The sequence below is a fragment of the Mucilaginibacter sp. genome (assembly GCF_028288205.1).
Lineage (GTDB): Bacteria > Bacteroidota > Bacteroidia > Sphingobacteriales > Sphingobacteriaceae > Mucilaginibacter.
In genome coordinates this window covers 13,112-32,677 of sequence record NZ_JAQBOD010000065.1, presented here as the reverse complement: position 1 = coordinate 32,677, position 19,566 = coordinate 13,112, and the positions used below count along the sequence as shown (strand labels likewise).

General features: G+C 39.5%; 20 protein-coding genes. 12 read left to right on the top strand and 8 right to left on the bottom strand.

Annotated elements, in window-relative coordinates; genetic code table 11:
• Window positions 1–88: 88 nt before the first annotated feature.
• From JWR23_RS17265 to JWR23_RS17240, 6 genes are all read left to right on the top strand, one after another.
• Window positions 89–1,174: a fatty acid desaturase gene (locus JWR23_RS17265; RefSeq protein ID WP_299517676.1), complete on the top strand. Its 1,086-nt coding sequence runs from the start codon at window positions 89–91 to the stop codon at window positions 1,172–1,174.
• Window positions 1,175–1,544: 370 nt separating this feature from the next.
• A complete protein-coding gene (locus JWR23_RS17260; protein WP_299517675.1) occupies window positions 1,545–2,696 on the top strand; it encodes a Gfo/Idh/MocA family oxidoreductase in 1,152 nt (383 codons plus the stop codon).
• A gap of 7 nt (window positions 2,697–2,703) precedes the next feature.
• On the top strand, window positions 2,704–3,756 hold the full coding sequence (locus JWR23_RS17255) for a sugar phosphate isomerase/epimerase (RefSeq protein WP_299517674.1): 1,053 nt from the start codon (window positions 2,704–2,706) through the stop codon (window positions 3,754–3,756).
• 158 nt (window positions 3,757–3,914) lie between these two features.
• Window positions 3,915–5,126 carry a sugar MFS transporter gene (locus JWR23_RS17250; RefSeq protein WP_299517672.1) on the top strand — a complete coding sequence of 404 codons (1,212 nt, stop codon included), beginning with the start codon at window positions 3,915–3,917 and terminating at the stop codon, window positions 5,124–5,126.
• Between the two features lie 74 nt (window positions 5,127–5,200).
• Window positions 5,201–5,959 carry an ABC transporter ATP-binding protein gene (locus JWR23_RS17245; RefSeq protein WP_299517670.1) on the top strand — a complete coding sequence of 253 codons (759 nt, stop codon included), beginning with the start codon at window positions 5,201–5,203 and terminating at the stop codon, window positions 5,957–5,959.
• Between the two features lie 92 nt (window positions 5,960–6,051).
• Complete coding sequence (locus JWR23_RS17240; protein WP_299517669.1) at window positions 6,052–6,297, top strand: hypothetical protein; 246 nt, start codon at window positions 6,052–6,054, stop codon at window positions 6,295–6,297.
• Window positions 6,298–6,429: 132 nt separating this feature from the next.
• On the opposite strand, the gene JWR23_RS17235 is transcribed toward JWR23_RS17240, so the two are convergent.
• Window positions 6,430–6,888: a c-type cytochrome gene (locus tag JWR23_RS17235; RefSeq protein ID WP_299517668.1), complete on the bottom strand. Its 459-nt coding sequence runs from the start codon at window positions 6,886–6,888 to the stop codon at window positions 6,430–6,432.
• A gap of 3 nt (window positions 6,889–6,891) precedes the next feature.
• On the bottom strand, window positions 6,892–8,175 hold the full coding sequence (locus JWR23_RS17230; RefSeq protein ID WP_299517667.1) for a PQQ-dependent sugar dehydrogenase: 1,284 nt from the start codon (window positions 8,173–8,175) through the stop codon (window positions 6,892–6,894).
• Between the two features lie 240 nt (window positions 8,176–8,415).
• Here JWR23_RS17230 and JWR23_RS17225 point away from each other — a divergent pair, with 240 nt between their 5' ends.
• Window positions 8,416–9,123, top strand: a complete 708-nt coding sequence (locus JWR23_RS17225; protein WP_299517666.1) for a hypothetical protein — start codon at window positions 8,416–8,418, stop codon at window positions 9,121–9,123.
• Between the two features lie 120 nt (window positions 9,124–9,243).
• Here the strand turns inward: JWR23_RS17225 and JWR23_RS17220 are convergent, their stop codons facing one another.
• Window positions 9,244–10,191: an aldo/keto reductase gene (locus JWR23_RS17220; RefSeq protein WP_299517664.1), complete on the bottom strand. Its 948-nt coding sequence runs from the start codon at window positions 10,189–10,191 to the stop codon at window positions 9,244–9,246.
• 106 nt (window positions 10,192–10,297) lie between these two features.
• Window positions 10,298–10,543, bottom strand: coding sequence for a hypothetical protein (locus JWR23_RS17215; protein WP_299517663.1), 246 nt, complete (start codon window positions 10,541–10,543; stop codon window positions 10,298–10,300).
• A 184-nt stretch (window positions 10,544–10,727) separates the two neighbouring features.
• Here JWR23_RS17215 and JWR23_RS17210 point away from each other — a divergent pair, with 184 nt between their 5' ends.
• Window positions 10,728–10,967 carry a DUF3820 family protein gene (locus JWR23_RS17210; protein WP_299517662.1) on the top strand — a complete coding sequence of 80 codons (240 nt, stop codon included), beginning with the start codon at window positions 10,728–10,730 and terminating at the stop codon, window positions 10,965–10,967.
• 56 nt (window positions 10,968–11,023) lie between these two features.
• Window positions 11,024–11,680: a peptide-methionine (S)-S-oxide reductase MsrA gene (gene msrA, locus JWR23_RS17205; RefSeq protein WP_299517661.1), complete on the top strand. Its 657-nt coding sequence runs from the start codon at window positions 11,024–11,026 to the stop codon at window positions 11,678–11,680.
• A gap of 171 nt (window positions 11,681–11,851) precedes the next feature.
• On the opposite strand, the gene corA is transcribed toward msrA, so the two are convergent.
• Both corA and JWR23_RS17195 read right to left on the bottom strand, forming a co-directional pair.
• Window positions 11,852–12,970: a magnesium/cobalt transporter CorA gene (gene corA, locus JWR23_RS17200; RefSeq protein WP_299517660.1), complete on the bottom strand. Its 1,119-nt coding sequence runs from the start codon at window positions 12,968–12,970 to the stop codon at window positions 11,852–11,854.
• Window positions 12,970–13,491, bottom strand: a complete 522-nt coding sequence (locus tag JWR23_RS17195) for a WbqC family protein (RefSeq protein ID WP_367277576.1) — start codon at window positions 13,489–13,491, stop codon at window positions 12,970–12,972. Before JWR23_RS17195 ends, corA begins: the two co-directional genes overlap by 1 nt.
• A 126-nt stretch (window positions 13,492–13,617) precedes the next feature.
• On the opposite strand from JWR23_RS17195, the gene JWR23_RS17190 reads away from it, so the two are divergent.
• Together JWR23_RS17190 and JWR23_RS17185 are read left to right on the top strand one after the other, a co-directional pair.
• Window positions 13,618–14,493 (top strand): lysophospholipid acyltransferase family protein, encoded by an 876-nt coding sequence (locus tag JWR23_RS17190; RefSeq protein ID WP_299517658.1) that lies wholly within the window; start codon window positions 13,618–13,620, stop codon window positions 14,491–14,493.
• Complete coding sequence (locus JWR23_RS17185; protein ID WP_299517657.1) at window positions 14,493–15,530, top strand: glycosyltransferase family 2 protein; 1,038 nt, start codon at window positions 14,493–14,495, stop codon at window positions 15,528–15,530. Before JWR23_RS17190 ends, JWR23_RS17185 begins: the two co-directional genes overlap by 1 nt.
• 14 nt (window positions 15,531–15,544) lie before the next feature.
• On the opposite strand, the gene JWR23_RS17180 is transcribed toward JWR23_RS17185, so the two are convergent.
• Together JWR23_RS17180 and aroQ are read right to left on the bottom strand one after the other, a co-directional pair.
• Window positions 15,545–18,037, bottom strand: coding sequence for a mechanosensitive ion channel domain-containing protein (locus tag JWR23_RS17180; protein ID WP_299517656.1), 2,493 nt, complete (start codon window positions 18,035–18,037; stop codon window positions 15,545–15,547).
• A 112-nt stretch (window positions 18,038–18,149) separates the two neighbouring features.
• A complete protein-coding gene (gene aroQ, locus JWR23_RS17175) occupies window positions 18,150–18,569 on the bottom strand; it encodes a type II 3-dehydroquinate dehydratase (protein ID WP_299517655.1) in 420 nt (139 codons plus the stop codon).
• A gap of 40 nt (window positions 18,570–18,609) precedes the next feature.
• Here aroQ and xerD point away from each other — a divergent pair, with 40 nt between their 5' ends.
• The gene (xerD, locus tag JWR23_RS17170; RefSeq protein WP_299517654.1) at window positions 18,610–19,509 is read left to right on the top strand and encodes a site-specific tyrosine recombinase XerD; all 900 of its coding nucleotides are present in this window, start codon (window positions 18,610–18,612) and stop codon (window positions 19,507–19,509) included.
• The last annotated feature ends 57 nt before the right edge of the window (window positions 19,510–19,566 follow it).

Genomic DNA, 19,566 nt, shown 5'->3' with positions numbered 1-19,566 from the left:
TGAAATAAAAACTTGTCGCAAAATTTTTATTCATATATTACACTCCGATTACAATACTTATTGATTAGCTAAATCCCAATACTATTAAATGTCATTTTTAAACAATGTGCTGCAGCCGCCTGCTTACGGATGGGCAGATGAGAGCGGAAACCTGGCAAAGCCGAGCCCCAAACAAATTTTTAAAGAGTTCTTTACAAGATTAAACGTATTTAAAGACAAAAAAAACTGGCTCTCTTTTATGAGCTGGATGATGATAGTGGTGCTGACACCATTTTTATTGGTATTTATTTTTAAATATTTCTCCATTAAATTACTGATAGCTGCCTTTGTGTACAGCATGATTATTATGGGTACACATGGTACCATATGGCACCATAGGTATTGCACCCATGGCGCTTATAAATTCAGTAATGGTTTCTGGAGGTTCTTTACCCAAAACTTAACAATAAAAATAATTCCTGAGGAGATATACGCTATATCTCATCACGTGCATCACGCGCTGTCTGATCAGCCAGGCGATCCTTATAATGCTCAGGGTGGTTTCTTGTATTGTTTCCTGGCCGACGTAAATCATCAGCCAATAAACCGCACTATGAGCGAAAAAGAATATGAATGCTGTGTTAAGTTAATGCAGCATACAGGTGTAAAAGTTAATACTTACGCGCAATACCAAAAATGGGGCACCTTAGCTAATCCGCTAAAAACCATTATAAGTGTGATATTGAGTTGGGGACTATGGTTCGCCGCATTTTACCTGATAGGCGGCCCCGGTTTAGCTTGTGCTATATTTGGTGCTGCGGGTTTTTGGGCCGTTGGTGTACGTACATTTAATTATGAGGGTCACGGAAAAGGCAAGGATATGCGCCGCGACGGTGTTGATTTTAACCGCGAGGATATGTCTATTAACCAGGTATGGCCGGGTTTAGTAGCCGGCGAATGGCATAATAATCATCACCTGTATCCTAACAGCGCGCGTTCGGGTTTTAAACCCTATCAGTTAGATATGGCTTGGGTATACATTAAGTTTTTAAGTATAATAGGCGCCGTAAGCTCTTATCGCGACTCGAAAAAGCAATTTTATATTGATTATTACAGCGACCATAAAGCAAATAAAGCAGATGGTATTGAAGCCTACGAAATGCAGAATGAAGCTTTGATAGAAGAGACAGCTTAGAATTTCTCTTTTGTCCCTAAGAGAATAACCTTTTAATATTTAACAAAACAGGCCACGGTATACCGTGGCCTGTTTTTGTTTTAGAAACGGTTTATCAACAGCAGAAGAACCATATGTGTACGCTACTGACTTATTAATCAGAAATCTTAAAAAACATTCGTAATTTATTTATGGCATAATGTTTTTTATTAATAAAGTTATTATGTTTGGTAAACCTATATTAAAGGGTTTTAATACGTGTTTTACAACCGTTTAATTACCATAAAAAGCCAACAATTTAAACACTATAATTAATAACTAAACCACTTAAGCGCTTCAATACAATCGATTGTAGTCCTTAAATATGTTTACAAAATAACAATACATAAAGATGAAACTTAAATTAGGAATGATTGGTGGCGGACAAGGTGCCTTTATTGGTGCCGTACACCGTATAGCCGCCCGTATAGATGATGATTATGAATTAGTATGCGGGGCCTTTAGCAGCGATCCCGAAAAATCAAAAGCAAGCGGTGTCGCGCTGGGATTATCCCCGGATAGAGCCTATAGCTCATACAAAGAACTTATCGAAAAAGAAAAACAATTGCCGGCAGATCAGCGTGTACAGGTTATAAGCATTGTAACACCAAACCATGTGCACTTCGAGCCCACCAAAATGGCTTTAGAGAATGGCTTTCATGTTATTTTAGATAAGCCAATGACCTTCTCATTAGCTGAAGCTAAAGAGTTGGAAAAGGTGGTTAAAGCAAGCGATAAACTATTTTGTTTAACCCATACCTACACTGGCTATCCTATGGTGAAGGAAGCCCGGCAATTAGTTAAAGCCGGTAAAATAGGCGCGGTGCGCAAAATATATGTGGAGTATCCGCAGGGCTGGTTAAGTACTTTTTTAGAGGGTAATGATAACAAGCAGGCTGCCTGGCGCACAGACCCGGGTAAAAGCGGTATAGCAGGTGCCATGGGCGATATTGGTACCCACGCCTTTAATTTATTAGAGTATGTTACCGGTTTGCAGGTTACACAGCTATGTGCCGATATTAATATTGTAGTTGAGGGTCGTAAACTGGATGACGACGGCGCTGTACTATTAAAACTAAACAACGGCGCAAGCGCCGTACTAACTGCCACACAGATAGCCGCGGGCGAAGAAAATAATGTTAAGATAAGAGTGTATGGTGAAACCGGCGGAATAGAGTGGGAGCAATGGGATGCCAATACACTTAAAGTAAAATCTAACGAAAAGCCAATGGAGATATGGCGCACCGGCGCGGGTTATGTAAGCTCGTTCGCTACGCATAATACACGTACACCGGGTGGGCACCCCGAAGGTTATCTGGAAGCCTTTGCTAACCTGTACCACAATTTCGCGCTTAGTATAAAAGCGGGTATAGAAGGTACAACCGCCGCGCCCGAAGCGCTGGATTTTCCGGGTATTGAGGATGGTGTAAGAGGCATGGCATTTATTGAAAATGTAATAGCCTCGGGTAAATCAGCTATTAAGTGGACTAAATTTAACGTATAATTCTATTATGAAAACTATTAAAGGACCTGCAATTTTCTTAGCACAATTTTTAGGGGATAAACCACCTTTTGATACCCTTGAAGAAATATGTAAATGGTCAAAAAGCTTAGGGTTTAAAGGGGTGCAAATACCTTCATGGGCAAACAGTTACTTCGATCTGCAAAAGGCTGCCGAAAGTAAAACTTATGCCGACGAAATAAAAGGCATGGTACAAAGCCAGGGCCTGGAAATAACCGAGCTATCTACGCATTTGCAGGGACAACTGGTTGCCGTAAATCCTGCTTATGATGAATTGTTTGACGGATTTGCTCCAGAAGCATATCGTAAAAATCCAAAAGCAAGGCAGGAATGGGCTGTACAGCAATTAAAATATGCGGCAAAGGCATCGCAAAATTTAGGCTTAAACGCGCATGCCACTTTTAGCGGCGCTTTATTATGGCAAACGGTTTACCCGTGGCCGCAGCGCCCTGCTGGACTGGTAGAGACGGGCTTTACCGAGCTGGCTAAACGCTGGAAACCGATATTAGATGTATTTGATGAGAACGGCGTAGACCTTTGCTATGAAATTCACCCGGGCGAGGACCTGCATGACGGTATTAGTTATGAAATGTTTTTAGAGAAGGTAGGTAATCATAAACGAGCCAATTTACTGTATGACCCATCGCACTTTGTATTGCAGTGTTTAGATTATCTGGAATACATAGACATCTACCACGAGCGTATAAAAATGTTCCATGTGAAGGATGCCGAATTTAACCCTACGGGCCGCCAGGGTGTTTATGGTGGTTATCAAAATTGGGTTGAGCGCGCGGGCCGTTTCCGTTCGTTAGGCGACGGGCAGGTTGATTTTAAATCTATCTTTAGCAAAATGGCACAATATGATTTTGAAGGATGGGCGGTAATGGAATGGGAGTGTGCCCTTAAACATCCGGAAGATGGTGCAAAAGAAGGCGCTATATTTATTAAAGATCACATCATAAGGGTAACAGAGAAGGCCTTTGATGATTTTGCAGGTTCAGGATCTGATGAAGCATTTAACAAACGTGTGTTGGGGATTTAGTGAGTTGGTGAGTGATTGATTAAGTGAGTAGTTGCAATAACCACTTAACCCAATCAACTTAATAAATCACTCATTACCATAATAACTACTTAACCTAATCAACTTAATCAACAAATAACTATATTTATAAACCAATTATAAACTTAAACAAATAAACAATGCAAATTAATCGTACGCAACTATTCAGGGCAAGTTGTTTGTCGCTATTAGTAACCGGATTGTCATTCGGTATTAGAGCTGGTATTCTAAATAAGCTTGGCACCGATTTTCAATTAGACAAAGCACAACTTGGTGCTATAACGGCAACTGCGTTTTGGGGATTTCCATTAGCCGTTGTTATCGGCGGTATGGTAGTTGACATCATCGGCATGAAGAAGTTGCTGGTACTGGCCTTCATTTTTCACCTGGTAGGTATTGTGCTTACAATTTTCGCCAACGGATACTGGACGCTGTTTTTATCTACATTGCTGGTTGGCCTGGCCAACGGTACCGTTGAAGCTGCTTGTAACCCCTTGGTTGCAGGGCTGTATACTGATAACAAAACTACCAAGCTTAACCATTTTCATCTGTGGTTCCCAAGTGGTATTGTAATAGGCACCGTTATTGTGTTTTTATTAAACAAGCTGGGATTAAGCTGGCAGATACAGGTTGCTACCATGCTTATACCAACTGTTATATACGGTTTCCTATTCTCAAAATTGGATTTCCCGGTTACAGAGCGTGTGGCTTCAGGAGTTAGCTATGGCGGTATGTTTAAAGCGCTGCTTAATCCACTTTTCCTTTTTATGTTTGTTTGCATGTTTGGTACCGCCATTACCGAGTTATTTACCGGCCAATGGATAGACGTATTGTTGAAAAATGTAACCGATAATGCTTTATTGATATTAACACTGGATACCGGTGTTATGGTACTTGGCCGTGCATTTGCTAAGCCGGTTCTTAAAAAGATATCTCCACAGGCTTTACTGTTAGTATCAGCTATACTTGCCGCTTTGGGCATATTTATGCTGAGTACCGTTACCGGTCCATTGATTTATGTGGCAGCCATTGTATTCGGAATGGGCGTTTGTTTCTTCTGGCCAACTATGCTGGGTTTTGTTAATACAAATATTCCGGCCACCGGTGCGTTAGGGTTAAACTTAATGGGCGGCGCCGGCATGTTCTCCGTAGCAATATTTACCTTATTTATGGGTGGTTTTTATGATAGGATAGTTAAGGAAGCAGGTAGCGATACACTTGCCGGCAAGCAAGTATTACAAGCCACATTGGTAATCCCTATTATTTTAATAGTGGCGTTTACCGGCCTGGTTATTTATATGCGTTCAAAAACCAAAACCAAAATTGAATCAGCTGCGGCTGTCCAGGTATAATATTAGCTGGTTCATAATTAAAAGCGATGGGTCTAAAACCTCATCGCTTTTTTTGTTTATTTGTATATTGCCCCATGGATTTTGCAATAACCATCAATAATATTCACAAAACCTTTAACCCCGGTAAACCCAACCATGTAAACGCCGTTAATGGGGTTAGTTTATCTATAAAAGGTGGCGAGTTTGTGGTTATTGTAGGATCGAACGGTTCGGGTAAAACAACCTTGCTCAATTTAATATCGGGCAGCGTTTTGCCTACATCAGGCAGTATTACTATTGATGGTAATAAGGTAACCAAATTAGCCGATTATAACCGTAGTAAATGGATAGCCAGGGTTTTTCAAAATCCCATGAGCGGAACCGCATCTGAGCTGAGCATTTTAGATAATTTTCGCCTGGCAGCTATACGCACCCAAGCCAAAGGGTTAACAATAGGTGTTAACGAAGTGTTTAAAGAGCAGGTAAAAGAAAAGATTGCCATATTAGGATTGCGCCTGGAGAGAAAGATAGAGCAGCCAATGGGCACACTATCCGGCGGCCAGCGGCAGGCGCTAACTTTGTTGATGAGTGTAATGGATGAGTGTAAAATATTGCTGCTGGATGAGCCTACCGCGGCGCTCGACCCAAAATCAGCAGAAATAGTAATGCGTACGGCTGATAAACTAAGCAAAGATTTTAAACTGACCACAATATTAGTCACCCATAATTTAAAAGATGCCTACAATTATGGAACGCGCATCATACAAATGGCCGAGGGAAGAATTTTAAAAGATGTTGATGCCATGCATAAACAGCTGTTAAAGCAGAATGATCTATATGAATGGTTTGGGTAACTAAGTACAAGTGCGGATGACATCCTTTTTGTATTTCTGTTTTTTGGCAAACTTATTGTATTCATCCCACCATCACAACAACAACAACTTCTATGAACAACAACTTCCAAAACATATCTGATGCATACCAGCTGGTTAGCGGTGCAAAGATCAAAGGCAAAAAACACGATGAAATTTTCGAATTGGGCGGTTACGATGCCAACAAACGAGGATATACTGTATACCCTATAGATAACGGTATCAGGTATGACGACTTTAGCGTAGTGATATCAGAGAACGAACTCAAAAACAATTTCCTGATAGAGGTTGTGAAAGTAAATGCAGCTATCGCGGCTTAATCCAATATTATTTCGAACGAAATGAGAACTATCTCTTGAACGATAGCGAAAAAATCTTATACGAGATGCTGTGTATGCAGGGCGTATAAGATTTCTCACTCATACCTCATTCGAAATGAAAAAGGGTTTTATTTATGTCTTTTTAACCGCTGCTCTAACTTTAGTAACCTCGGCCGCGGTTACAGCCGGAGCCTTGTTGCCAAAGCTATTACGTACAAATGTTAAAACATTGGCAATATCCTCGTCTTTCAAAAAATCATGCGAGGGCATGGTGTTAGAATAAGTGTTACCTTCTATTTCAACACTTTCATTAAAACCATTCAGCACAATAGTTATCAGTTTGGTTTTATCGCCCAAAACATAAGTTGTTTTAATTAACGGCGGGTTCATGTTTTGCACACCGCCGCCATCAACCTGGTGGCATGATACGCAGGTTTGCATATAAACAGTCTTCCCTTTAGCTATAGATGCGGCTAAACCGGTGGTGGTTGAATGTTTAGCCTTTGGTTTAGCTTTGTGTTTAACCTGTGCCTGTGCACCGGCATACATCAACATCATCAAAACACACGAAGCAATTATTTTTATCCGCATAATTTATTTTTTATAAGTGATCTTGTAAATAGTTCCTTTAGTGTCATCGCTTACATATAATGAACCATCAGCGCCTTGTGCCAATCCGCATGGGCGATGTTCTGCACGGCCAGATTCTGTTTGTGCCTGCGAACCGGAAAATCCATTTGCAAATACTACCCACTGGCCATCAGGTTTTCCATTTTTAAATGGCTGAAATACAACAAAGTATCCGGCCTGTGGCTCGGGTGCGCGGTTCCATGAACCATGGAACGCGATGAATGCGCCATTTTTATATTTAGCCGGAAACTGGTCGCCTGTATAAAACAACAAACCATTAGGAGCAAGGTGGCCCGGATATGCAGCTGCCGGATCAATAGCATTCTCGCCGCCGGCTTTTTTACCATCGCCGCCATACTCTGGCATTAATACTTTTTTATGCTGTATTTGGTCATAATACATATAAGGCCAGCCGGCATTATCGCCTTTTTTTATAGCATACAAACATTCGGCAGGCAAAAGCGCCGATTGTTTTTGATCAAACATTTCAGGAAAAATATCATGCAGTTGGTCGCGGCCATGCTGCATTACAAATAGTTGATTGTCCTGGTAGTTCCAATCCATGCCCATTACGTTGCGCAGGCCGGTAGCATAACGTACCCCATCACCATAATGCTGGTTCAGTTTATCAGCTTTAAACTGCCAGATACCAGCAGCCGAATCTAAAATCGGGCAGCCTTTTTGGCCCATAGAACCTTTTTGACGATCTTTAACCTGGCATGAATTAGAATATGCGCCAATGTTCACGTATAAATTACCGGCATTATCCAGCAAAATTGCTTTTGCCTCGTGCTCATGTCTGTTAATTAAACCGCTTACAACCGTTTCGGGATGCTCCGGGTCAATAACTGCATTTTTCGCATCTAATTTAAAACGGTAAACATTCTCGTCTGATGAGGCATATAAATAACCATTTTTGATATAGATACCGGTGCCGGAAAAATTGCCAAAGCTTGATACTACTTCGGCTTTGTCACCGCTATCATGTAAAACCACTATGCCTTTGCCATTTTTTAGCCTGTTTATTTTTACATAGATATTTCCTTGGGGTGTAACAGCTATATGCCTGGCGCTGCCAATTCCGGTTATTAAAGCAGTACCGGTAAAACCGGTTGGTAGGGTCAAGCCTGCGTTATCGGCAATATTTCTATGCTTTAAAGGCGGATCACTCTTTAACGCGTTTAATAAAATTAATCCACAAACTGCAACTAACGGCAGAATGACGGTAATGAATTTTCTATTTTTCATATCGGTTTTTTTTATATAGATCAAAATTAATGAGAATAATTATGGAAAGGAAAACCAAATTAAATACTTACAAATTTTTTACAGTAAGTTAAAATTTCATGTTGTAAAAATTTAATTCTTAATTTCAATATTTTTTCGATATAATATTCTTTGTAATTGCTATTGTGTGATTTAATGAAAAGGCGGCATTAAACCCGGCTGCTTTTTCATAGTCATAGATGCATATAAAAATTAAGATTTATGAAAAAGATAGCTTTAATATCAGCAATAGCAGTAAGTGGTTTGTTTTACAGTACTGCAAATGCACAAATAAGAATAGGTTTAGGATTACATATAAATACGCCTGTAAGAGTAGTAACCGAAGCACCGGTATATACAAATTACAATGGTAGTGATGATTATTATTACCTGCCGGATGTAGACGCTTACTATTGTGTTGCCGAACAATCTTACTATTACAATGATGGTAATAGATGGATCTCAACTGTTTACCTGCCCGGCGAATACCGTAACTATAATTGGAGAAATGTCCGCCGTTATGAAGTACGCGCAAGTCGTCCATATTTAAATGCCGATATGTACAGGGAAAGGTATAGAGGTAACGTTGGCAACTGGGGCCGTTATGGAAACTATGATAACCGAAATGAGCGTAACTACTATGGTAACCATGATTTTAACCGCGGTGGCCAAAGAAACAACGACTTACGTTTTGAGAGAAGGGGAGATATGAACAGAGGTGAGGAACATGCTGATAACCGTGGAGGCTATTATGGCCAATCTAACAGGGGACAAGGTTACTACGGCCAGCCAAGGCATGAGGGAAGAAGCCAGGGATGGAACGGTCAGCAATACCGCCAAAACGGAAATGATCAACAACGGGGTAATGGTGGTGAACAACATTTCACAGGCAATCATGACCGTGGCGAACATGAAAGATCAGGGTTTTAAAATTACTTCCTCCATCATATATATAATAAAGAGCCACCCAATATTTGGGTGGCTCTTTTAATTGTAACATTCTGAATGCTATGTATTTAAAAGGTTTTTCGTGCCTTTTATAATCCAATGTTAATAATCACTTGCTTTAGTTAACAGATCAATAGCTTTAGCATCCAAATTTAAATGTACGGCCTGTGTAATTTCCTGTAATTGTTTTATAGATGTAGCACTTGCAATAGGCGCGGTAATACCGGGGCGGGCAATAACCCAGGCAATGGCCACAGTTGCAGGTGTGGTTTTATATTGAGCGGCAACTTCATCTAAAGCGGCTAAAATTTTTAAGCCGCGATCATTCAAATACCTTTTTACACCACCACCGCGCGGGCTTTTAGAAAGATCGGCTTCCGAGCGATATTTACCGGTTAAGAACCCGCTCGCCAGCGAGTAATAGGTAATAACACCAATGTTGTTCTCTATACAAACAGGTTCCAGCTCTTTTTCATAAGCTTCGCGGTCATATAAATTATATTCCGGTTGCAGGGTTTGGTACGAGGCAAGGTTGGTATCCTTACTTACTTGTAACGCTTCTTTAAACCGGCTTGCACTATAATTTGACGCGCCTATAGCCCTTACTTTACCTTGTTTTATAAGGTCGGTATAAGTGGCTAAGGTTTCTTCGAGGGGTGTAGCTTTATCGTCATCATGCGATTGATAAAGGTCGATATGATCTGTCTGCAAGCGCTTTAATGAGGCTTCGACAGCTTGGGTGATATATTTTTTTGACAGGCCCTGCATACCTTCCATGGGCTTGCCTACTTTTGTAGCGATAATTACTTTATCGCGCTTGCCTGATTTTTTTAACCAGTTGCCAATAATGGTTTCAGATTCTCCGCCTTTATGGCCCGGCACCCATCTTGAATAAACATCAGCCGTATCAATAAATTCAAGGCCCGAGCCAATAAAGGCATCCAATAGTTCAAATGATTGTTTTTCATCAACGGTCCAGCCAAACACATTGCCGCCAAAGCAAAACGGGCTCACCATTATACCCGATTGGCCTAATTCTCTTTTTTTCATAGTAATTAAAATTGTTTGATGCATATCCACACTCTTTGCCTTTAGAGAGGGGGTGAGTTTAGTTTTATGTCGGCAATTTCGTTATTTGTTCGGCCATTTCATCAAGCTAACCAAAAAGATAGGTGTTCGTTATTTGTTTGGCCATTTCATCAACCCAACCAAAAAGATAGGGCTCTGTACCGTCAATTTTTTGCCAGTTGCCACTTGCATCAGGTGCAATAGTTAAATGGAGCGTATCATCTAACGACTTGAATTGATAAGCTTTTTTATAACCGCCGTAGGTTATGTGTTTAATTATGCCGTTAACAGGGCCGTCTGTGCCGGTTAAGGTCGCGTTAAATGGTTGTTCCATGATTTTTTACAACATTTTATTTATAACAATTTCTTACAATTTGTGTTTTGAGATTTACAGTAAGAATTTGCTGGTATGAAGTAAGAATTGCTAATCAAATTCATTGCTGTTGTCAGCCAAGGGCTTACGGATGTAAATTAATTGACTTTAGCTATATCATCGACACAAATTTTATCTTTACCCTATGGAGCAAGTTAAGCCCGATACACAGGTATTAATTGATAGTGTAAATACCCGCATGCCATTTGGTAAATATAAAGGCACCTTTATTTGCGATATGCCTGTGCACTACCTGGAGTGGTTAAAAAATAAAGGTTTGCCACCGGGTAAATTAGGCATGATGCTATCAACAGTTTATGAGATCAAAATTAATGGTTTGAATACTATATTGATGAAAATAAAAGCTGTTTACAAAACCAAATGACTAATTAATGACCATCCGTGCAACCGGCTGCTGCGTATATTTGTTAAAATGATAATATGAAAAATTCAATTCTGTATATTTTACTTAGCCTGGTTATGTGGGGTTGCGCTAACGGGCAGGACAGGCCCGGCGATAATGATATTGCCAAATTGCCAAAAGTTAAACAGGGGCAGGCAGTAGCCACATTTGGCGGTGGTTGTTTTTGGGCGATGGGCGAGGCCATGTCTGAACTTAAGGGCGTTGACCAGGTAGTTGCCGGATTTGCAGGCGGTACAACAAAAAATCCAACATACGAAGAGGTTTGCACCCGCACAACCGGCCACGCCGAAACAGCGCAGGTTTATTATGACCCTAAAGTAATAAGTTATGAAAAACTGGCCGAGGCGTTCTTTTACGCGCATAACCCAACCGAACTAAACTACCAGGGCCCTGATGAGGGTACAGATTATCGTTCGGTAGCATTTTACCGTACACCCGAAGAAAAGGCTACTTTATTGGCATTAATAAAAAAGATCAACATAAGTAAGCATTATAACGCTCCGATAGTAACACAAGTGGTACCTTTTACTGTATTTTATGCTGCCGAAAATTATCACCAGGGATATTATAAACTACACCAGGGAAGCGCGTATATACAAGGCGTTTCTGTACCCAAGGTTATGAAAATGCGACAGATGGAAAAGGCATTTTTGAAACCGGAGTTTCAAAAATAATTCCAAACCTGCTATCCGCGCGTCATTGCGAGGCACGAAGCAATCTCTGCACACGCAAATCAATGTTCAGGAGGTTTGTTAGCAGCATTATGCAATAAATGAAATTTGTCTTATTTACTGTCTGGCTTAGAGATTGCTTCGTTCCTCGCAATGACGTGGTTGTGAGTTTAGTTATAGTTTACTAAACCATCCCTTTCGCCAAAATACAATTACCTGTATTATAGCAATAATAAACATGCCGCCCAAGGCGTAATAATAGCCATGTGGCGAGTATAGTTCGGGCATATTATCCGGCATTGCCTTATTGTTTACCGGGTCTACCCGCGAGAAGTTCATCCCGTAAATACCGGCAACAAATGTTAGCGGGATAAATATTACCGAAATAATGGTCAGCACTTTCATGATCTCATTCATCCGGTTACTTACCATGGATAGGTACAGATCAATTACGCTGCTGGTAATTTCTTTATAGTTCTCTATCAGGTCCATTACCTGTATGCAATGGTCGTACGCGTCACGCAAAAACATTTTAACCTCGGCGGTAACCAACGGGTTTTCTGTTCGTAAAATATCATTTATCTTATCCCGTTCGGGCCAGGTAATCCTTCTTAATATGATAAGGGTCCTTTTTAATTGCTGGGTATCATACATTATGGTTTTATCGGCGTCGGTATATAACCTATCTTCAATGGCATCCAGTTCATCACCAATTTTAGCCAGTAACACAAAATAAGTATCAATTATAGTGTCTGATAAGGCGTAACACATATAACCCGGCCCTGCAGTGCGTATAGCGCCTTTACCAGCTGCTAAACGGGCCTTAACAGCTTCAAAATGTTCGGTATGGGTTTCTTCAAAACTTATGATGAGATCTTTTTTAACCAATGCAGAGAATTGGTTATTACAAAGCTCATTCTCATCGTTAAAATATATTTGCCTGCTTACGCTAAAAACATAATCATCATACTCATCAAACTTGGGGCGCTGGTGTGTGTTTACAATATCCTCAAGCACTAATGGATTAATTTTAAGATGGTTGCCGATATCTTCTATCAATTTAGCATCGCCAAGTCCTTTTATTTGTATCCAGTGAGTATGTTCAGGACATTTTTTAAACTGGCTAAGTATCACTTTAATATCGTGGCCCTCTGCCGTTACCAGTTCCTTTTCGTTGTAAGAATAAATAGCGATAACAGGCTTAAGTGCATCATCAGGAATGTTAATAGCTCCCGGGCGCTCACCTACTGTTCGCTTGCGTGTTTTATAGCGTACCCTTTTAATATTGCTCATTATAAATAATTAATAGTTTGCGGCCCCTGATTAAATAACAGATCAACGATACTTAGATTTTTTATAAACCCATTGCGTTCTTCAAAAACCTGGAAGTAGGGCTTTTGTTCAAAGTTATATTCCTTTTTTGTACTTATGGCATTGCGGTAATCATGCAATAACGGGTATTCGGCCTCATAGGTCTCTGTGTATTGCAGCCGCAGTTGTATTTTAATAAACTTTAGCAGCATTTGTAAAAGCTGCTCATTATAATCAAACAGGTAGGTAAACTTTTTTTGGTAAAACGGTGCAAAATCATCCTCATAATACTCAAAATAAGCTGACCGGCGGTAGCATGATTCCAGGCCCATCCAGTGCATGCGCTGCCAGTTAAAATCATAACTTATTTTTACATCTTTTACCCTGGTATGCAGTTTTGAGCCCTTAACAACAGGTACAGTAAGAGAAAGCACACCATCCGGCGAATGTATGTTTGCGCGGTTACGATAGGTTTGTTTAGGGAAGTGTTCTTCTCTTTCCATCAGTATATCAGGCTTGTAAGCACACAGTTTTGTAAAATACGCTATTGGTGGAAGATAAAACATAGGTAACACAGCGCCTTTTTCAATCATATATTTTATGTTTGCAGATAAAACTCGTCGAAAATAATGATAAAAAAAGGGCTTTTAAGATTAGGTATATTCTTTTTGTACTTAATTTCCCTATTACCCTTTTGGTTTTTGTACCTGATATCTGATTGTTTATTTGTTGTTCTGTATTATATAATTGGTTACCGCCGCAAAGTAGTTCAGGAAAATTTGCAGAATGCCTTCCCTGAAAAATCGGCCTCGGAACGTAACGATATTGAAAAAAAGTATTTCCGTTACCTTGCTGATCTGATAATGGAAACCATAAAAATGATCAGTATATCCCAGGAAGAACTAAAGCGCAGGGTTATTGATACTAATCCTACAATGGTACTAAATTACCTTAAAAAAGGTAAAAGTGTTACCGCTGTTTCCGGCCATTATTGCAATTGGGAAATGGCTGGTTTAGAGTTTAGCGTTTTTACCAAGTTTTTTGTAATTTATAAACCGTTATCAAATGCAATATTTGATGAGTTTTTTATAAAAGTACGCTCGCGTTTTGGGAGTATACCGGTGCCCATGAAGCAAACTTTGCGTAAAATGATAGCGTTTAAAAATGAGCCAACGGTTGCCGTATTTGCCGGCGACCAAACACCCGTAAAAGAAGAAAGTAATTATTTTACCAACTTTTTAAATCAGCCAACCGCGGTGTTCCAGGGTATAGAGAAGGTGGCTAAACTGATAGATTCGGTTGTGATATTTTATGATATGCGACGGGTTAAAAGGGGATATTATACTTACACAGTTGTGCCATTAGTTGAAAACGCAAAAGCCAGCGCGCCGCATGAAATTACAAATGCCCATGTACAATATTTAGAATCAATGATAAGAAGAGAACCACAATACTGGCTATGGTCGCACCGCAGGTGGAAATTTAAACCGCAGGATGTAAACTAATGAATAATCCACCTAAAGTTGCTATTGTAATATTAAACTGGAACGGCGTAAAGCATTTGTGCCGGTTCCTCCCATCGGTATTAGCTTCTACCTGGCCAAACCTGGATATTGTTGTAGGTGATAATGCATCTACAGATGGCTCGGTCGAGTTTATTCAAAGCAACTATCCATCTATAAAAATTATTAAGAATGACAGTAATTATGGCTTTACCGGCGGCTATAACCGTGTGTTGGCACAGGTGGAAGCAGATTATTATATCCTGTTAAATTCAGACGTTGAAGTTCCGCCGGGTTGGATAGAACCGGTAATTACCTTAATGGAAAGCGACCCGCTTATTGCCGTAGCCGCGCCTAAAATAAAAGCCTATAATCAAAAAGACAGCTTTGAACATGCAGGTGCCGCAGGTGGTTTTATTGATAGTTTTGGCTATCCTTTTTGCCGCGGACGGATAGTTTATGAGGTAGAGCAGGACAAGGGACAATACGAACAATCAGGCGAGATATTCTGGGCCTCGGGTGCTTCTATGTTTATTAAAAAGAAATACTGGGACGAAATGGGCGGGTTTGATGATCGTTTCTTTGCCCACATGGAAGAGATAGACCTATGCTGGCGGTTAAAAAACAAAGGCTACAAAATAATGTATTGCGCGCAATCAGAGATATTTCATTTAGGCGGCGGTACACTTAATACTGAGAACCCGTTTAAAACTTACCTCAACTTCAGGAACAACTTGTTGTTGGTTAAAAAGAACCTGCCGTTCTGGAAATCAGTAATTGTAATAAGTGCCCGTTTTGTTTTAGACTTTATGGCCATGCTGCGGTTTTTAACCGAGGGTAAACGCAGGGACGCCTGGGCCGTAAGCCGCGCGCATCAATATTATGCACGTCACATTTTTGAAAAAGGCGACCCTGCACGCAGAGGCCCACAGGTTTATAACTCCAAACTAACAGGCATGTACCATGGCTGTATTATCTGGGATTTCTTTATAAAAAAACATACAACTTTTACAGGCCTTGACCGGGAACGGTTTTATTAAAAACAACAAATAAATTAAGTTTTTTTCGGGGGATTATTAGTTGAATCTATATCATCAATATTTATTGTTTTCCCTTCAGGTAACTTCAAATTCAAATCCTGCTGTGGGGAAGACATCTCAATGCCTTCTTTGTCAAATATTGTAAAAATATCGCTCAATACATGGTTCTTTAACGCTAACCAATGGTTTATATCAGCAGCCCAAAACAAAATCTGAAAATCAACCGAACTTCCATTTAAATTATGCAAAAAAACCAAAGGTTCGGGGTTGGTCATAATATCCTGGCGTGCGTTCAGCAAGTCAATTAATAAACCTTTAACTTTTGCAATATCAGAGCCGTACTTAACACTAACTATCAGTTCAACACGGCGGTTATTGTTGCTTAGCGTCCAATTAACTACATGGTGCGATATCAGATCGCCGTTAGGTATAATAACTTCGGCACCATCGCTGGTGGCCAATTTGCTTGAGCGTATCCCTATCTCTTTTATAGTGCCTGCTCGGTTATCCACTTCAATAATATCGCCAATTTGGATTGGTTTTTCAAAGGCCAGTATTAAGCCCGATACCAGGTTGTTTACAATGTTTTGCAGGCCAAAACCAATACCAATACCAAACGCGCTAATAATAATGGTTAATTTATCCAGCGAAAAATTTGAAGCGAATACAGCAAGGAAAAAGCCCAGTATTAATACTCCTATCCTTATTAAAAGGGTCGAGGTGCGGTTCTTCTTTTTTAACGCGTCGATATCAGAAGCACGCTGAATAGCAATATCATAAAAATAGCTTACTATTTTTGATATTACTGACGATAGCCATATTACCGCAATGAAAGTAATAAAGTCTTTAAATATAAAGGTTGAATTACCAACTGTGTGCGGCTGAGTTAAAATATCGCTCACATAATCCATTGCAGAATCATCTATGTTTAAGTTCTGGAATAGGAAAAATAGCCAAAGCCCGGCGGCAAGCACGTTTAATACTTTTCTTGTTTTTTCTTGCAGAAGCGTAATATCAATCCAACTGACAATACTATCGGTATTCTTTTTAGTTTGAAATTGCAGAAACAACCCCTGGGTTATTATTTCTATTACAAAATGCAGGCTTATTAATAACCATAAATTATAAACAGCGGTTGTACCTATTATTTTAGCTAAACTAAACCTGCCAGATATATCGCATACTAAAGATAAAAGTTGAAGCCCAATAAATATTTTTAACACAAAACCAGTATTCCTGGGATAATTCCCGGGCGCTTCATTTACTTTTTTATTAAACAGTAAAGCAATTATAACAGACGCGGTACTTAAAAGTAAAATGCTAAACCTGTCAATATTTGTGATCTGTATTAATAAATTACTTAAACTGTAACCTATTGTAACATAAAACAATTGGTGCAATGCATTAAACAAGGTTGGATGAAATGTTTTTTTAACTAATATTAATACCAGTATAAGTGATGTTATAAAAAAACATTCCAGAAAAATTACCGGCGGATGGTCATAAAAATAAGGGATGATTGCAGTGCCTACCAGCAATGATGATATAATAGGGTAGTTGTAAATATAATTTGCTTTGTCGGCTATTAGTTGGATATTTTCACTATCGCGTTTTGTTTTTTTGCGGATGTATATTATCCAGCTAAAAACTACAACCAGGAATAATAAACTTATAAAATGTGTCGCGGTTTCTTTTTTAAGGAAATAGTAAAGTTGTATATTATTTAAATTAACAGTACCATTAACAGCCGATTTAAAATCATTATACTGCGGATCAATAGCCCATATATAGCCAAACTCGCCATTAACGGCCCTTGCAGCAAACTTTACAACTTTTGAATCGATCTGATCTGTCTCATCCAATATGCCAGAATAGGCAATGGCTACCCTGTTTTGTAATAGGTTAACTTTAAATAAGTTACTACGGTTGGCCGAGTCTGTTTTATGCCATAGTCTGCTGGTAGCTTTTCGTTGTGCAAAAAAGGTGTTGCGTAACAAGCTGTCAGACGGGACCGTTTTTAATAGTAATGAATCACTTGAAAACTTGATGAGATCAGATTGATTTTGAATCAATTTGCTATTAACCGCATCCAGGTCTGCCTGCCAGCCCTCCAGTTTACTTTGTATATGATCTAAATTATCCCTTAAAACAAACAGGTATCTTAAGGTGCTTGATTTATGAGTTTCGGCCTGGTTTTTTATTTTATTTATCCTTTTTACCGTAGAAGGTAATTGCTGGCTTATATCAGCAGTATCTAATCCTTCCGACAGGTTGTTATTTACCTGGTTAAATGTGATGTTATATTGAGCAAGCCGTTGCAGCAGGTTATTTATAGAGGTGTCAGACTTATTAAAGCTTCGCAATAATGAATCGCGGGTATACATTGCCTTTCTTTGATTTTTGCTTAAAGACCCGGACCCATGGCTTTTATTCTGAGCCAAGCCATCGTGCAAAGACGCTATAAGTATTATTAGAATTAATACCGTAAATTTTAATACTCTTTGCATATAGGAGATTTCTATTCTGTCTGAACCTTGATTTTTAAGATTTAAAGTTTGCCTTGATTTTAAATAATCCTATAATCTTTAAATCCTAAAAATCATGGTTCAGTAATATGTTTTATTTAACTATTAAACTCTCAATAGCTAATCTATAACTATCCAATCCAAAACCTGCAATAACACCTTTGCAATTACTTGCCAGCATACTGTGGTGCCTAAACTCTTCGCGCTTGTAAACGTTAGATATATGCACTTCAACAACCGGTGTATTAATACCCGCAATAGCATCGGCAATAGCAACAGAGGTATGCGTGTAAGCGCCCGCGTTTAATACAATGCCTTCATAACTAAATCCAACTTCATGCAGTTTATTTATAATTTCGCCCTCCACGTTACTTTGGTAGTAAGTAATGTTTAGGTTTGGATAACGGCCCTGTAGCTCTGTTAAATAAGTTTCGAAGCTGCTATCGCCATAAATTGATTTCTCGCGTATGCCCAGTAAGTTTAAATTTGGGCCATTAATAATTTGTATATTCATTAGTTCAAACTTACTTATAAAACATTAAAACTAAAATCAATTGGACTGGCGATCGGCAATAAAAGGATTTCAAGCGTATTTAAAACTGGAAAAATCTCTTTCGGCCAATTCCATCGAGGCCTATACGCGCGATATTGAAAAGCTGTATCGGTTTGCCGAAACGCCATCGTCGAAAATAAATCCTGAACAAATTATATTAGCTAATCTTCGCGAGTTTATAACTGCTGTAAATGAGCTGGGTATGATCCCATCCTCGCAGGCCCGCATCCTATCAGGCATTAAAGCTTTTTATAAATATTTACTGATGGAGGACATGATAAAAAGCGACCCATCTGAATTACTTGAATCGCCCAAAATAACCCGCAAACTGCCGGATACGCTGAGTTATGATGATATTAATAAAATGATTGATGCCATTGATTTGTCCAGGCCAGAAGGTGCACGCAATAAGGCAATACTGGAAACTTTATATGGCTGCGGACTGCGTGTATCCGAGTTAACAGAGCTTAAACTGTCTAATCTTTATCTCGATATTGAGTTTATTAAAGTATTTGGTAAGGGCAGTAAGGAGCGATTGGTACCCCTTGGCGGCTCGGCCATTAAAGCTTTAAAGATTTGGATAGAGCAGGTGCGCGTGCATATCCCGATAAAAAAAGGCGAGGAAGATTATGTGTTTTTAAACCGCCGCGGCACACGTTTAAGCCGGGTTTATATTTTTATGGTGATAAAGCAGCTGGCAGAATTAGTGGGGTTGAAAAAGACTATTAGTCCGCATACGTTCCGGCATTCATTCGCCACGCATTTGGTAGAAGGCGGCGCCGACCTGCGCGCTGTACAGGAAATGCTGGGCCATGAAAGTATTACTACGACTGAGATCTACACCCATTTGGATAGGGAGTATTTGAAAGGGACGATCATTCAGTTTCATCCGCGTAATTAGCGCTTTTGGGTTTCCTAAAAGAGAGGAATATCAACAATGTGCCTAAAATCAAACCAA